We start from the raw sequence: 15,818 nt of genomic DNA on the forward strand, positions 1-15,818 counted from the left end.
GGCTGCCTACACTTCAGGCGGACCACTACGAATGGAGAATGCGACCATGCCCCATGGTGACGATCGCGACGCGAACATCAGTCAGCTACTCGCCAGACTGGAGCATCACGGGATTGAGGTGGACGACTCCCAGCGAAGACGATCCGAGTACTCCTACGACGCATCCAACTACCGCGTGCGCCCGGCCGCTGTCGCCTTTCCTGGGAATATCGAGGACGTACGCACCGTCTTGCGCGTCTGTTCGGCGCTGGAGGTCCCGACGACCACACGCGGCGGCGGGACCTCGATGGCAGGCAACGCTATAGGCGACGGTTTGGTGATCGATCTTTCCCGCCATATGACCTCGGTAGGAACCCTTGAGGCCGGGCAGAGGACTGTATGGGCCGATGCGGGGGTGGTCCTGGGAGAGTTGCGTACGCAGATTGAAACCATCACCTCTGGGGTGCTGACGTTCGCCCCGGACCCTTCGTCCTTATCGCGGGCCACGATCGGTGGTTCCATTGGTAATGACGCCTGCGGAAACCACTCTGTAGCTTACGGTCGCATGACCCATCACGTGCAGGAATTGGAGTTGGTGACCGCAGACGGCGCGTACCTTCGGGCCGGCCGTGATTTCCTGCACGCAGTCTACCACAACGACATCCATTCCATTGCCCGGGCCCGTGAGTTGTTCGAAGGCCCGAAGTCGCTGGCTGCCGCGAACTTGTCGCCCCTCCGCGTGGAGCTGCAGACCATCCCGCGGCAGGTCTCCGGTTACCACGTGGGACACCTGTTGCCGGAACACGGTTTCAATGTTGCCAGTGCGCTCGCGGGCAGCGAAGGGACCTGTGCTGTTGTTGTGCGTGCCAAGGTGAAACTGGTGCCGAAGCCCCGCGCCACCGCGCTGCTATGTCTGGGCTACCTCGACACCATTGATTCTGCCCGCGATGTCATGACCATATTGTCCGCCAAACCGAGCGCGATCGAGGGTTTGGACGTTTCTATCGTGGACATCATGCGTCACCGTCGGGGACCGGCAAGCGTGGAATCACTGCCGGACGGCAATGCCTTCCTTATGGTCGAGTTTTCAGATGACACCCTTCATCAGGCCGCCGCTTCCTGTGAAGACCTCGTGGAGAAGCTTCGGGCCGAGGGCCGTGTTGTCGACTACTCGGTGGTCACAGAACCCCTGGCGCGAGCCGCGATGTGGCGGGTCCGCGAAGACGGGGCAGGGCTCTCCTCGCGACGGATTGACGGAATTCAAACATGGCCCGGTTGGGAAGATTCTGCCGTTGCTCCCGAACGACTCGCTGACTATTTGGCGGACCTGCTTCCCTTGGTGAAAAAGTACGGCTACGCAGCATTCATGTACGGCCACTTCGGTGCGGGGTGTGTCCACATGCGTTTGGATTATGATCTGCGCAGTGAGGCCGGGCGTCGCAATTTCACTGATTTCACCCGTGAAGCTGCCCAGCTGGTGGTGGCCCATGGAGGCTCGCTGTCAGGGGAACACGGTGACGGGCGGGCGAGAAGCGAACTGTTGTCGGTGATGTATTCCAAGGAGATGATTGGCATCTTCAAAACGTTCAAAGAGCTGTGGGACCCGGCGGGGATTCTCAACCCTGGGGTCATCGTGGACCCCGTTCCGTTCACTGCCTCGCTGGCCTTGGAAGGCGTGGCCAAAGCCGGCCCCACGCACAGTGAACTGACGACGTCGCCGACTGCCGCCGTCGTGCCGTCCTCTGACCGTGAGCTGCTTCCGGTGGTGAGTCCGTTCGTGGGGAACACCCATGCCTGCATAGGCGTGGGTAGGTGCCGCTCCACCACCGGGGGTTTCATGTGTCCCAGCTACCGCGCCACCAAGGATGAGAAGGACTCCACTCGTGGCCGCGCACGGGTGTTGCAGGAGCTGACCAGGGTTCAAGGGAGCAGTAAGGACGGCTGGAAGAGCGCGGAAGTCCGGGAAGCGCTGGATCTTTGCCTGTCCTGCAAGGCATGTTCCGCAGACTGTCCCACGGGAGTGGACATCGCTGAGGCCAAGTCGGAGCTCGTGGATGAGTATTACCGCGGGCGTATCCGACCCTTCACGCACTATTCGATTGGGTGGCTGCCTCGGTGGCTCCCGTGGTTGACCCGCGTAGCGGCTCTGGCGAATTGGGGGACCTCCTTCCGGCCCTTCAGGACGGTGGGGGAGTGGTTGGGCATTAGTGCTCGACGGCGGTTGCCGGCTTTCGCGGCGAACGGCCGGATCCGAAACCGGGTACGGGAAGCCCGGTTCGAGGACAACGCAGACATCCTTCTGTTTATCGACAGCTTCACCCGCGCTTTCAGGCCGGAGGTCATTCCGGCAGCGGCCCGGGTTCTTCGCGACTCCGGTAGCTCTGTGGGGTGTACACCGGACGCCTGTTGCGGCTTGACCTGGATCTCCACAGGGCAACGTGATGGGGCCCGCCGGCGGCTGGCCCGGTTGATCAGCAGTCTCGACGATGGCACGGACAGGGATATCGTCGTACTCGAGCCCAGCTGTGCGGCCGCTATCCGCGATGAAGGTCCAAAAATGGTAGGCGGGCCGGCCGCTGCCCGAGTGGCGGCAAGGGTACGGTCGTTTTCTGTAGCAGTGGATGAGGCCATCAAACGCGGCTGGAAGCCCACGGCTCCTGCACCGGAAACAGCAGTACTGCAGACTCACTGCCACGAGCACGCCGTGTTCGGCTCGGGCGCCCAGAAACGCGTCCTTGAGGCCTGGGGAGTTCCACGAGTAGTGGAATCGTCGTCGTGCTGTGGCGTGGCTGGAAACTTCGGATTTGAGGCCGAGCATTTCGATATGTCCATGAACGTTGCTGAGCACTCTGTCATACCCGCCCTCGCGAAGGGCGAGGCTGATGCCCTTGTTCTCACCGACGGATTTAGTTGTGCCATGCAGGTCTCACAGGTTGATGCCGGGCGTTCAAGTGCACACCTGGCCGTGGCGCTGGATCCCAAACCCACCGAGTCAAAGTAGATGGAGTACGTCGGCATATTTCTGATCCTGATCGCTGCCGGACTGCGGGTGATCGGCGATCATATGGCGAACTCGGCCCAACAACCACGAACCACGGCAAGCATGCGTGGCATCCCCAGCGTTCCACCACGAGCCGCGGCCTTTCTGGTGGCTGCGGCCGGGATCTTCATCTTTGTCACGAGCATCAGTTCGCGGTGAGTGGCCCCATCCAGGGCAGTGTCTCAAACTGACACGATCGACTGTGTGCTTTAAGGCCGATTCTGGAAGAGACCAATAAGCACGACTAGTTTGAGGGTTGATCCCGATGATGAACAGGAAGCTCGCACAAGGACGGCACGTGGAGTGGCTCCGATCTTCGGCCCACTGTGGCCAAGCCGATTTGGGTGAACGCAGCGACTATCAGCCAAAGCGATCCGGCAGGCTTATACATCGTCTCCTACAGGACGTGGCGGAAGGCCGAGAGATCGGCGACGCCACGCCCTGGCCTTCTCCCGGGTCGTAGCCCTTTTAAAGCCGCGGTCCGTAGCGATTGTTCCTGGCACTGTGCTCAAGCGCTACGGACCGCTTTACCCCTGTGCAGGAGACAGATTTGTCCATTCCGGGCCCCGCCGTCCTCGCCAGTGAGCCTGGCAAGGTGTTGGTTGAACTCCCACAGCCGGACTTCCGGGGTCCCCGCGCAACCGCATTCATCGAAGCTTTGCAATCTTTCGAGCCGTTAGGCATTACACGGTGCCGACGGCTACGGGATGGAATCATCGTGACCTACGACGACGGCGCCTTGGAGGTGCACGAGCTACGGGCACTTCTGTTGGCCGCATCCTCCAAGGTCAAGTACATGGAGGGGGACTTTTCTCCGTCAACGCATATCTTGCCAGTGACGTTCGGCGGTTCGTTCGGACCGGACTTATCCATGGCCTCTGTGCTGCTCGACTCTGCCGAGCGAACCCTCATTCGACGGATGTGCCGTTCCCGGCATACTGTCAGGTCATTTGCTGGGCCAGGTGCCTCCGTCTTCTGCGAAGTGCCGTGGTCGAAAGACTGGCTCCGAGCCCAGCCGGACTTGTCTGTAAGAGAAGTGCCGAGAGGGTCCCTCACACTTTCAGCGCAGGGAGTGACCGTTACGAGCCGCCGAGGCTACACAAATGAGCTTGTGGTGGGCAGGGTCCGAGACGCCTTTCTTGACGTTCCGGCGGAGATACGGATGGGGGATTCAGTGTGGCTGAGACTAGGCAAAAGGTGCCTACCTAACGATAGTTAGCTACATTGGATCCAGCCGGACAACGTTGTGAGGATGATATGGACCCTACGCCCCGCGGGCAAGCAAATGCTGCAGTCAGGAAGTTCCTGTCCGGTCATGACTGGTCAACCCAGACGCCCACCCGACAGCGAATACTCCTGGCTTTCCTGCACTTGGCGGCCGTCAAAGGCGTCAACGCCGTGAGCATGAGGACCATGGGTCGCGAACTCGACATGAAAGCGCCCAGCTTGTACTCGAGCTTCCCTCGCGGCAAGGACGAAATCGTTGCCGAGTCGCTCCGCTGGTTCACCCATGGATTCGCCAGAGATCTCCTTGAGGCTGTCGAATCGACAAACACGCCGGAGGATTACTGGGCCGCGCTGGTCCGCGTCCATCTTGCACAACAGCTCCAGCGACCGGAAGCCGATCTTTGGGACCTGCTGATAGCCACTGACAGGGCGGCCCGCTTCTTGAGCGACGACGCCCGTGCTGAGGCCAACCAATGGCTGCGCCTGCACGAGGATATGTTTTCGGCTGCTGCCCGGGAGATGGGGTATCGCTTCAGGGCGCAAACCGTCCGAGTGATTCTCGCGCTCCTCGACGGCGCCGGCCGATGGGTCGACAGGAGCGACAATGACCAGGATTTCGCGGCTCTGTCGGATCGCGCCGTAGCTCTAACTCTTTCGATTCTTGAGATCGATACTCAAAGGCGCTCCACGGATAGGGCATTGTCCCAAGCTGGCACAACGTCGCTCCGCTGAGCGCCGATACTGTGATTCGAAACTCAGATATTAGTGACAGGGATTACATGAATAACGTAACGCTGGAATCACCAAGGACGACGGTTCGAACCCAAGAGACCAGGCTCAACGGCAACATGGGCGTGGGCGAACTCGTAATGAACGTACTGGCGTTCTCCTCGCCACTGGCCACCGTTGCCGGAACGCTGCCTGTGTTGTTGATGTTCAGTGGACAAACAGCCCCTGCCATCTACATTCTTGTCACTTTCATGTTGCTGATCTTCTCGGTCGGCTTCGTCAAAATGAGCCAGAGTGTACGAGGCCCCGGAGGCTTCTATTCCTTTGTCACTGCAGGTCTGGGCAAACCCGCCGGCCTCGGAGGAGCCTTTCTCGCCCTTTTCGGTTACATCTTCATCGGGTTTTTTGCGCCCTCGTTCTTCGGTGTAACGCTGCAGGGTTTTGTGGTCGAAACGCTGAACGGACCGGACATACCTTGGTACTGGTATGCGCTGGGTATTACTGCCGCCACCACAATTCTCGCCTACAACAAGATCGACTTGTCCGCAAAGTTGCTGACGGGAGTGATGCTTCTCGAAGTGGCAGTTGTTGTCGTCTTCGACGTCGCGTCGTTTTCAGCCGATGGACTGGAGGTCGTCTCGTCCGTGGGGTTTGCCCTTCCCTCATTTTCAGACGCAACCTTGGGTTTAGCGCTCCTGTTCGCCGTAGGTAACTTCTTCGGATTCGAAGCCACCGTCATCTACCGCGACGAGGTCAAGAATCCTGACAAGACCATTTCAAGGGCCACATATAGTGCCGTTGTGGGCATCGGATTCTTCTACGCTGTAGCGGCCTGGGCCTTCATCGCATTCCTTGGACCTGAAAATGTCCAAGCCGCGGCCGAAGCCAACACGGTGAACCTCTTCAGCGATGCAGTCGCTGCTCTAGCGGGCAAGATCTTCGCGGACGTTGCCATGATCTTGCTCATCACCTCAGTTTTGGCTTGCATGCTCTCGATCCAAAACATTGCTGCCAGATACAGCTTCTCGCTCGCCGCTGACCATGCGCTTCCAGCAATCCTTGGGCGGGTGCATCCCCGCCACAAATCCCCGTACGTTTCCGCTCTGGCCATCGGCCTCATATGGGCAGTTGCCACCGTCGTCTTCACTTTTCTGGGCGTTGCACCCGACGCCTTGTATCCCATCGCCAGTGGGAGTGGAACTTTCGCCGTCCTCCTGCTCATGTTCATCACCAGTTTCGCAGTGCTCGTGTACTTCGTTCGCCGACGCAGTTTCGCGCCAGAATCGGTCTGGAAGACCATCATTGCGCCGCTCGTCAGCGTGGCGTTCCTGGGCATTATCACCTATCTGGCTGTTGCCAACTACCCGGAACTCATAGGTGGCTCGGCAGTCATGACTGTCATTTTCATGAGCTTCACCTTCGCACTCTTCATCGGCGGAATCGCTTACGCGCTCATCCTCAGGTCCAAACGGCCCGAGATCTATGCGCGGCTTGGGCGGCAGCAGATCGACTGAACCATTTTGCGGGAGTATCGGCGAGTCACGCGATACTCCGGCGTTCCCGAAGCTTCGCCTTCTGCGACACATCTACCCCGCCGAACTAACTTGTGGCCGGTGGCCACCCCAGAGCACCCTGGAGGACTCATGAATAGCTATTACCCACTCGCACTTCTCCTGGCGCGGCAGGAAGCTGCACAAAGCGCTCTTGAAACCGCGCACAGCGCCCTGCCCGGCGCACCTGTCGTAGTCGAACGCCAGAGGCCACATTCACTCCGGTGGGCCGCGTTGCGCGGGCATGTAGCTACGTTTCTCCACCGCCTGGCCTGGGCGATTGAGCCGGGTGAGCGCGGAACGCCGAACTCGGGATCATGACATATCTACCCCTCTCGCGGAATCAGAGCGCTTGAGCGGAGCGCCCACCGAGTCGTTCTTTCGACTGCTCAGTGTCGTGCATGGGGCGGTTCCACTTGTACAGCCTGTCGGGACGGATTTTGTTCCCAGTTATCGCGGCTGGTGTGGTGTGGACAATGTCCACACTTTCCACCCCGGACTGGCCCGTACAACCCCCGGACTGGCCCGGATTCCTTATGTTTCCGCCACTTCCCAGTGTTCCCAAGGCCCTGAATCCCGTTCGAGTCCCATCTCGGGCACGGCATACCCCCTCGTCAGAGGGGGTTTTTGCTTTAACGTGTGTACACTCTGGTTGGTCAGGTCCCTCTGACACTGGCCGCGGGGTGTGCCTGGCGCCGCGGGTCGCCTGTGAAGTTGTGGGGGAGCGGGTTCAGGGTGGTGGCTGGCCGGCCCTCCGCTGGCTCTGTACTGGGGCTATGGGTTCCTTTCTTGGTTCGTCCGGTAGGACGTTGTTGTCCTACACCCCTTCATGGGTAGAGATGCTGAGCACGACATGACTTCGGGACCTTGCACTAAAGATCCTGACTTTGGTTCATTCCTCGAGCGAGAAGACGTTGACGGTGGCTGCTTTGTCAGGCCAAAGGGGGTGTGGACATTGTCCACACTTAAATCTTCTTTATCGTGACTACATGCGACCATTGGCTCTTCCCTCCTTGGGCCTACATCTACTCATGCATGAGAGTGCCTATAGCGACATGACGCCGATCAGGAAGCGCTCTACATATGTAGGGTCATTCCGAGGTGGGGTTCAGTGGCGGTCGGCTGGGCGCTTTCAAGTTGGTCTTGGCCAAGTCTTCGACGCGCTCTGCCAACTCAGGCGGGACGCGGGTCCGACGCAGATGACCGCTCTCCCCAGCGGTGCCTCCGGAACATTGCAGCTCACGCGCTCGGCAGACCGTGCACGTCGGAGCCGGCCACAGTTTGCCGAGAGGGGCCCCTCCGGAGCGGGTCGTCTGACGACGGGTTTTCAAGAAACCTCGTTTCGGCTCTTCGACTCCAGGTGCTCAACGATTGGCAGTGTCGGCCGGGGTCACGTCTAGGTCCAGAAGGCAGGGAATGCCGACAAGCGCTGCTTCGGACAAACGCCGCGGGCGATTACGCTGCTCTGATGGCACGCGTACGGGCCGGACAGCATTACCCGAGGTACTGTCCGGCCCTGCCCATAGTTCCGAAAGACGAGTCCTGCGGTGTTATGGCGCTGTAACGTGGGGGACCGATTGCTTGCGTACTTCAGCCTGCTCGTCGGCGAGGGGTTTGCGTGCTGTCTCCGCGCTCATCAGCAAGCCCACCAGGGAGAGCACACCGATGCCCATCAGGAAGAACGCCGGTGAGCTGGGGTTACCGGTGGTGGCGATCAGCCAGGTGCCGATAAGCGGTGCGACGCCGCCGAAGAGCATGGCGCCGACGTTGAACGGCAACGCGAATCCGAGGTAGCGCGAGCGGGTGCCGAACAGTTCGGTAAAGAAGGAAGGAAACACTGCATCGTTCATGGCGAAGAACATGAGCGAGACGATGAGGACCGCGGAGGCGAGGACCACGCCTCCGAAGGAAAGCAGGGTCATGATCGGGTAGCTCAACACGATGAAGGCGATGCTTGAGATCATCAGCGTCCGTTTGCGGCCGATCCGGTCGGACAGGCGGGCGGCAAGGGGGATAAAGATGATGTGGGCGACGAGCCCAATCGTGACTACCAATGTCGCGGTTGCTTCGCTCATCCCGGCTTCTTCGATGAGGAACGAGGGCGTGTAGCTGAGCAGGAGATAGTAGGCGCCGGCATTGAGGGACATGACGAGCAGTGCCTTCAGCATTGAGGGGAGGCTCTTGCGGGTCTCGGACCAGCGGTTTGAGACCGGAAGCTGATCAACTGCGCTCTGGCGCTGCTTCTTTTCGAGTTCCAGCACCCGGCGGAACTGCGGGGTGTCTTCCAAACGCAGGCGAAGCCAGAGGCCAACGATGCCGAGCGGGCCCGCGATGAGGAACGGGATCCTCCAGCCCCATTCCTGCATGAATTCCGGTGAGGTGCTGGCGTAGAGGATGGTGGCCATGAGCGAGGCTGCCAGGAACCCGGCGGCAGCTGCGATGGGTACGACACTGGTTAGCAGTCCGCGCTTGGCGGCGGGGGCGTACTCGGCGACGAAAGTGCCTGCGCCGGCGTATTCGCCGGAGGCTGAGAAGCTCTGTGTTACGCGGAGCAGCAGGAGCAGGATCGGTGCTGCGATGCCGATGGTGGCGTAGTTCGGTATGAATCCGATGAGGAAGGTGGCTCCGGACATGAGGATGATGGTCGTGGCGAGGATGCTCTTGCGGCCGATTTTGTCGCCTAGGCTGCCCCAGACGAAGGCCCCGAGCGGGCGTACGAGGAACGATAGCGCGAACACTGCGAAGGTGCTCATCAGGGCAACAGCGCGGTCCTCCGGGGGAAAGAAAACTATTGCGATGGTGGTCGCGAGGTAGCTGTAGCTGGCGTAGTCGAAGTACTCCAGCAATGTGCCGAGCCCGCTGGCGATGACGACTCGGCGGAGTATGGATCGGGGGACGGAATCTGTGGTGGCTACGGTGGTGGGCATGGTGTCGTTCCTCATTTGAGTACCGGATCTTCGCGGTGGGTCCGCAGGATGTGACGACCATCATGGCAGCTAACGTCAGCCCGGAATATGGCCTCGGCGGCGAATCCCTACTGTTAGTTATGGCCCTTTAGGTGAAGTACCTACGTTGTCGCGGAAGCCCCTGACTTTCAGGGCGAGCCAGAGCTCGGTCTGTGCATCGATGCCGTCCAGGTCGTGACCGGTGATCTGGACGATCCGCTGCATCCGGTTCCGTACTGTGTGCCGGTGGACTCCCATTCGTTCGGCTGTCGCTTCGACGGATCGGCGTTCGAGAAGCCAGGTGTGCAGTGTGTTCAGGAGGGCTTCGCCTCCGCGCGAGTTCTCGATGGGGGCGAGGACAGCGCTGGAGAAGGCTTCCAGGTATTCGGATGGAGCGGCGTTGATCAGGAACTCGTGCGAGGCTCCGTCGACGTACTCGATGGGGGTGCCGGCCCGACGGCTGGTCTCCAGGGCCAGGGTTGCCTGCCTGATGCTGCGGGCGGAGTGCTCGGGAGCGCCCCTGGTGCCGATCCCCGTGGGGACGTCGAGACCGTAGTCAGCCAGGGCCTGGCGGGGGTCCACAGTTGCCAGACATTCGACGATGCGGTGACGGTGCCGTATAAAAGGGGCGGCGAGGACGACCGCGAGATCGTCGATGAGCACTTCGGCATGGGTCTCATTGCGCGCTTCGATGCTCACGCCCCGCAACGGGCCTGAATCTATGCCGATGCTCCGGAGGAACGTCCGGGCGCTGCCCGGCTCCGTGAACGTCAGGAGGCGGGCAAACCGTTCGGCGCGCTTACGGCGCGCAGATTCGTCGAGGAACCACACGCGTTCGAATTCGAGTGCCAGGAGCGAACGTAGTGCCGGCGCGGCGAGCTCAGCCGTCTCCTGGCCCGTCGGGATACGGACGCAGAACCCCCGGACAGTGTCATTGCCTGCGAACGGGAAGACCTCGACCGTCTCTTCTACGCCGGCGGATGTGCCGTCGGGATCCGCGACCAGTTCCGTGGCTGACAGGAGGAGTTGCTCTCCAAGTCGTGGTGCTTCACGTCCGGCGAGGCGTTCGCTCAAGGGCGCGAGCAGGATCGAAGGAAAGGCCGAGCTTCTGGCCATGACCCTCCCGAGACGGTCGAATACAGCCACCGGCTCCTCGGTCCGTTGCTGCCAGCCGGACAGCAGGTCCCCAAACGAGCCGCCGCGGGCCACAATTGCTGTGATCTCCATCTGCAGGTCGAGCGGCCGTCTGAGCGCTTCCCGTTGTCCTTCCGCGTGCAGGACGGCGATGGTGTGCGCGATTCGCCCGAAGTCGGCGATGTCACCGGTCAGCAGTGGCAGGTCATTCTCGCTTGCCAGAGCCAGCACCTGCGCCGGGAGGCGCTCGAATGCGGCCTCGGCGCCGAGGCCGATGATGAGCCCCGAGGCACCGGCGTCCGTGGCTTCCGACAGGAAATTCTTCCAGGCTGTCCAGTCCTCACCGATGTGCAGCCCGCTGGTAAGCACCATTTCGCCGCCGTGGAGTCTCGGAAACGGTCCTTTTCGCTCGACAGCAATGGGGACACCGGCGGCTCGTTCAACGCCGGCGCCTCCGTGCGCCGTCGTCAGCCCAAGCCCTGGGGTGGAAGCAAGCTTGGCCACCGTGAACGCCGTCAATTCAAGTGCCATGGCCCCATGTTAGCGACGATCAGGCGGCATTTCTGTACGGGCCGGCCACTATTTGGTTAGCCAAGAGTACGCCCCGGCGATGGTCAGGAAAGGATGGCTTCAATAGTGTGATTCGCAGCAGGCCGCACCAGCGAGCCGAAGACCGCAACTGCGAATGGGAGCATGTGATGATCGGCCAGAACGAGTACTTCGAGGGACAAGTACGAAGCCTTGAATTCAAGAACGAGCAGGGAAACTTCACCGTCGGGGTGATGGAGCCCGGTGAATGGAAGTTCGAAGCCCCCGTCAAAGAATGGATGCACCTCGTCCGCGGAACCTGGGATGTGCAGCAACCCGCCGGTCAGGGGGAGTGGACAACCTACAAGGAAGGCGAACGGTTCGAGGTCCCGGGTGGTACCGACTTCACCGTCCGCGTAAAAGACACCGTCGCCTACCTCTGCCCCTACACCGGTGAATTCCTCGGTCACCTGGACATGTAGCATCCGCAACTGCCTGAGTACTGACACAAGTGAGTATGTGTTGGACTGACCTCAACAAAAGGAGCCTGGCGCCAAGCCGGGCTCCTTTTAGTTGCGCCCGTGCGGGCCTTCACCTCTATGAGTGAGAGTTATATGTATCCGTAGCGTGACTCGACGGCTCAGTGGGCAGTCCGCTAAGCCGTTAATCAGTCAAGGTCCGTTCCCCTTGCCTCGAGGTAGACGCTGACTGCATCGATCAGGTGGCCGATATGTTGAGGCATCAGCTGGCCCGCCATATCTGCGTCCCTCCGCACCTAGGCCGCTGCCAGTTCTGCATGGTAACCCGGCAGCTGTGATCGCTGGCCTGCCACCGGACAAGCGCCCCGTCCCCGCTGTTGTTGACTAGGACCAGCTGCTGGCCAAACGTGCCATCCATAACGCCGCCCCCGGTTCGGCAATCAATTCCAAGGAGCAGATCTCATGAGCCCAACCACGCCTGTTGTCGTATCCCAGACCCTGCGGCGACGCCGCGGACTGACCGAGTAAGCCGCCGTTTGCTGCGGCGGACCAGGCTTGCCGGAGGCTCCGGTTGCCCTAATGGCGGTCCTGGACGAAGCACTCCGCGTCGCTGGCAAGGAACAGCTCTCCTACCAAGGCCTTCTCGCGGAGCTACTTCTGAGGGACCTGCTGGCGCGGGTTCCTCAAGGTTCAGCGCATATTCAATATCGTTCGGTCAGTTTTTGGGTGCTGTCCCTGCTCTCGCCCGTCTGGGGATGCGTTCCCGGCCCCGTAAAGCGAGGTAGATCGCAGCTCCGATGACTGGAACCGCGATTATCAGCACAGCCCATCCCACGCGTGCCCAGCCTGAGAGTCCCCGGTCCGTGACTGCCAATACGAGTGTCGCGAGAACGGCGATTCCAAGGATGATGCTTGGTATGGCGGATACTGCCATTAAGACAAAGTTTGGCTGAAGGCTAGCTTCCTGGCTTTGCAGCAGCACTACGAGCTCGTTGCCCATCCTGAGTTCCCTCCAACGCTTAGCTGGACCCGCGCATCAAATGATCCAAGCGGGTTTGAACCCACGAGTGGGCCCTGGCAGTAGCGGCCCCCCAACCGTCTTCGCATGCCTTGACCGGAACAAAATTCGGAGCAGTGCAGCTCCATCCCCATCCCCAGCGGGTGGCGGTCTGGTTGTAGACACGATCGATGGTGTCGTAGGTTCCGTTGACAATAGCGTAGTCGGCGTTAAATGCGACGACGATGGTGCCCCATTGGTTCTTGACGCCGCAGCCGAGGTATACGGCATTTCCGTTTCTTGAGGGCGAACCGAAGCGTCGCATGCGTGCCGACCAGGGTTGGATCCGAGCCATTCAGGAAGTCGATGGACGCTCCGATGTTAACGAGGACGACGGCGGGAGTTGTCCTCCCGCCGTCGTGAGCCGTTCGGCTTGGCACCTCGCCTTGTTGGCGCGGCGTTCAGCCTTCAAGCTTGGAATGCTCGCCCAGGCGGTGCCATGAACGGTTGTGGTAGACCAGAGCGTCACTGGGTTCGCCCGCTGAGACATCACGCATTACGCGCGCCTCCAGGGCGTGAACGGCGATGATTGTGGAGGTCCCCACCTCCATGCGATTGATGACGGCGCAGCGCACCCAGGCGCGGACATCGTCGTAGACGGCTTCGCCGGTTGCAAGGGCGGACCAGCGGTGCGTCTGGTCAAAGCGGTCGGCGCCGGGGGTCGCCCCAAACTTGGCCAAGTCGACGTCGTGCGCGTCCAGCAGGTGCACCACGACGGTTTCGGCGCGTGAGAGCACCGAGGAGGCAGAGGACAGCGCCGAGACCGAGAAAATCAGCAACGGAGGTTCCGCACTCACTGACACGACCGACGATACCGTCAGCGCCACCGGTCCTTCGCCGGCATCCGCCGTAATGACGGCGACACCTCCCGGGTGGCCACGGAACAGTGCTTTGAATTCGTCGGCGGAGAGGGAGGACGGGAAGCTTTGCTTCGGAACCTCGAGCCAAGTGTCTGGGGGGTAGGCGTGAAACATCGTTATGACGCCCCGGGGGTGGAGCGGGCGAGTTCCTCGCGAATGATGTTTGTCCCTGCGCTGAGGGCACTTAGCTTGGCCAGTGCGATGTCCCGGGGGAACGGTGCCATGCCGCAGTTGGAGCTGGCGATGAGCTTGTCCGCATCGACGAACTGCAGGGCCTTGCGGAGGGTGTTGGCGACGTCCTCCGGGGTCTCGATGGTCTCGCTTGCGACGTCGATTGCCCCGAGCATGACTTTCTTGCCGCGGAGGAGCTCGATGAGGTCCATGGGCACGTGGGAGTTCTGGGATTCCAGCGAGATGATGTCGATGCTGGAGCTCTGAAGCAGCGGGAACGTTTCCTCGTACTGCCGCCACTGTGAGCCGAGAGTCGCCTTCCAGTCATTATTCGCCTTGATTCCGTAGCCGTAGCAGATATGCACGGCGGTCTCCGCACGCAGCCCTTCTGCCGCTCTCTCAAGCGCAGCCACGCCCCAGTCCTTGACCTCATCAAGGAAGACGTTGAACGCGGGCTCGTCGAACTGGATGATGTCCACACCGGCCGCCTCCAGTTCCTTCGCCTCCTGGTTAAGGATGGCAGCAAACTCCCAGGCCAGCTTCTCGCGGCTCTTGTAGTGGTCATCGTAGAGAGTGTCCACCATCGTCATTGGACCGGGAAGAGTCCATTTGATCGGCCGGTCGGTGGTTGCGCGGAGGAACTTTGCGTCTTCGACGAATACCGGCCGCTCACGGCGCACTGCTCCGACGACGGTCGGCACGCTCGCGTCGTAGCGATCGCGGATGCGCACGGTCTTGCGCTGTTCAAAGTCGACCCCGCTGAGATGCTCGATGAAGGTCGTGACGAAGTGCTGGCGGGTTTGCTCGCCGTCGCTGACGATGTCGATGCCGCGTCGGCTCTGCTCGTGGATGGCAATGCGCAGCGCATCCTGCTTGCCCTCGAGCAGCGCATCGCCCTCCAGTTTCCACGGGGACCACAGAGTCTCCGGCTCTGCGAGCCACGATGGTTTGGGCAGGCTTCCCACAACGGTGGTGGGCAAAAGTGTGTTCATGATTGACGATTCTCCGTGGGTCAGTTGACGAGAGCGGGGTATTTGGCGGTCCACTGGTCCAACAGGTCCTTGTGGGGCGTGATGAAGTGTTCCTCCGTGTACTTCGCCTGCGTGATCGCGAGCTGACTGCGCTCGACGCGGTCGTAAGCGATCTGGGTACGCGAGTAATCCTGCTCTCCCAGGCTCGGCTGGTAGACGTGGGCGGCGGCGGAATTCGCGTTGTAGATCTCCGGGCGGTAGATCTTCTGGAACGTCTCCATGGTGCTGATCGTGCCGATGAGCTGCAGGTTGGAGTAGTCGTTGAGCAGGTCGCCGCGGAAATAGAAGGCGAGCGGCGCAACGCTGCCGCGTGGCATGAAGTAGCGGACCTGCAGCCCCATCTTTGCGAAGTATGCGTCCGTCAGCGAGAATTCGTCCTGCTGGTACTCGACGCCCAGGACCGGGTGACGGTTCTCCGTTCGCCGGTACGTCTTGCTCGTGGAGACGCTGATGCACACCACTGGCGGCTGCGGGAAGCGTTCCTGGCATGCCGGGGAATCGAGGAATTGCTGGAACAGTTTGCCGTGAAGATCGCCGAAATCCTCGGGAACGGTGGGTTTGCCTGAGGCCCCTGCTGCCGCTGGCAGTACGACGCTGAAGTCGAAGTCACGGACGTAGGAGGAGAAGTTGTTCCCCACGATCCCTTGGTGGCGGACCCCGTTCAGCTGGTCGACGATCTGGATGTCGAGAACCTCGAACAGCGGGAACTGCTGATCCGTACCTTCCGCAGTGAACTCTATCTGCACAGAGACGATCTCAAGCTCGAGCGTGTAACGGTCCCGGTCCGGGTTGTCCCAGCATGCGAGATCGTTGAAGCGGCGCCGAATCATGGTCAAGGCATTGCGGAGGTTCTCCTGGCGGTGCTCTCCCCGTGCCAGGTTGGCGAAATTCGTCGTGATCCGCGAGCCTTCCGACGGGGAGTAGTCCTCGTCGAAGGGGGTGGTGGTGATGCTGAAGGTGAAGTCGTCTGCCATGTGCTGCCAATCCGTTGATGGGCCGGAGACGGCCTTTCAGAAGGTGATGTATCCATGGTGCAGCCTTCCGCGGGGTATCAAGTAACTAGTGGTTACTATGCATACATATAGAAT

General features: G+C 60.9%; 11 protein-coding genes and 1 pseudogene. 6 read left to right on the forward strand and 6 right to left on the reverse strand.

The genetic code is table 11. From position 1 onward, the window contains the following. Positions 1-31: 31 nt before the first annotated feature. The 4 genes from A477_RS0102485 (at position 32) to A477_RS0102505 (ending at position 6,489) form a co-directional block, all read left to right on the forward strand. Positions 32-2,980: an FAD-linked oxidase C-terminal domain-containing protein gene (locus A477_RS0102485; protein ID WP_017197458.1), complete on the forward strand. Its 2,949-nt coding sequence runs from the start codon at positions 32-34 to the stop codon at positions 2,978-2,980. Positions 2,981-3,614: 634 nt separating this feature from the next. After that, positions 3,615-4,238, forward strand: a complete 624-nt coding sequence (locus tag A477_RS23940) for a carboxyltransferase domain-containing protein (RefSeq protein ID WP_353579759.1) — start codon at positions 3,615-3,617, stop codon at positions 4,236-4,238. A 38-nt stretch (positions 4,239-4,276) separates the two neighbouring features. Next, positions 4,277-4,978, forward strand: a complete 702-nt coding sequence (locus A477_RS0102500; protein WP_017197460.1) for a TetR/AcrR family transcriptional regulator — start codon at positions 4,277-4,279, stop codon at positions 4,976-4,978. Between the two features lie 47 nt (positions 4,979-5,025). After that, positions 5,026-6,489 carry an APC family permease gene (locus A477_RS0102505; protein ID WP_017197461.1) on the forward strand — a complete coding sequence of 488 codons (1,464 nt, stop codon included), beginning with the start codon at positions 5,026-5,028 and terminating at the stop codon, positions 6,487-6,489. Positions 6,490-8,075: 1,586 nt separating this feature from the next. Here A477_RS0102505 and A477_RS0102510 read toward each other — a convergent pair. Together A477_RS0102510 and A477_RS0102515 are read right to left on the reverse strand one after the other, a co-directional pair. Beyond that, on the reverse strand, positions 8,076-9,452 hold the full coding sequence (locus A477_RS0102510; RefSeq protein ID WP_017197462.1) for an MFS transporter: 1,377 nt from the start codon (positions 9,450-9,452) through the stop codon (positions 8,076-8,078). A gap of 117 nt (positions 9,453-9,569) precedes the next feature. After that, positions 9,570-11,135 (reverse strand): helix-turn-helix domain-containing protein, encoded by a 1,566-nt coding sequence (locus A477_RS0102515; RefSeq protein ID WP_017197463.1) that lies wholly within the window; start codon positions 11,133-11,135, stop codon positions 9,570-9,572. Positions 11,136-11,242: 107 nt separating this feature from the next. On the opposite strand from A477_RS0102515, the gene ppnP reads away from it, so the two are divergent. After that, entirely contained in the window at positions 11,243-11,614 is a 372-nt protein-coding gene (gene ppnP / locus A477_RS0102520; protein ID WP_017197464.1) for a pyrimidine/purine nucleoside phosphorylase, read from the forward strand. A 459-nt stretch (positions 11,615-12,073) separates the two neighbouring features. Then, positions 12,074-12,277: pseudogene (locus A477_RS23590) on the forward strand (IS21-like element helper ATPase IstB); the annotation flags it as partial. A gap of 353 nt (positions 12,278-12,630) precedes the next feature. On the opposite strand, the gene A477_RS0102535 reads toward A477_RS23590, so the two are convergent. The 4 genes from A477_RS0102535 to A477_RS0102550 form a co-directional block, all read right to left on the reverse strand. Beyond that, positions 12,631-12,963, reverse strand: coding sequence for a hypothetical protein (locus tag A477_RS0102535; protein ID WP_017197467.1), 333 nt, complete (start codon positions 12,961-12,963; stop codon positions 12,631-12,633). A gap of 106 nt (positions 12,964-13,069) precedes the next feature. Continuing rightward, entirely contained in the window at positions 13,070-13,642 is a 573-nt protein-coding gene (locus tag A477_RS0102540; protein WP_017197468.1) for a flavin reductase family protein, read from the reverse strand. A 2-nt stretch (positions 13,643-13,644) separates the two neighbouring features. Further along, positions 13,645-14,691, reverse strand: coding sequence for a methionine synthase (locus tag A477_RS0102545; protein WP_017197469.1), 1,047 nt, complete (start codon positions 14,689-14,691; stop codon positions 13,645-13,647). Positions 14,692-14,711: 20 nt separating this feature from the next. Beyond that, entirely contained in the window at positions 14,712-15,704 is a 993-nt protein-coding gene (locus A477_RS0102550) for a DUF1852 domain-containing protein (protein WP_017197470.1), read from the reverse strand. Positions 15,705-15,818 lie beyond the last annotated feature (114 nt).

It is taken from the genome of Arthrobacter sp. M2012083, from assembly GCF_000281065.1.
In the GTDB taxonomy this organism is placed as follows: Bacteria; Actinomycetota; Actinomycetes; order Actinomycetales; family Micrococcaceae; genus Arthrobacter.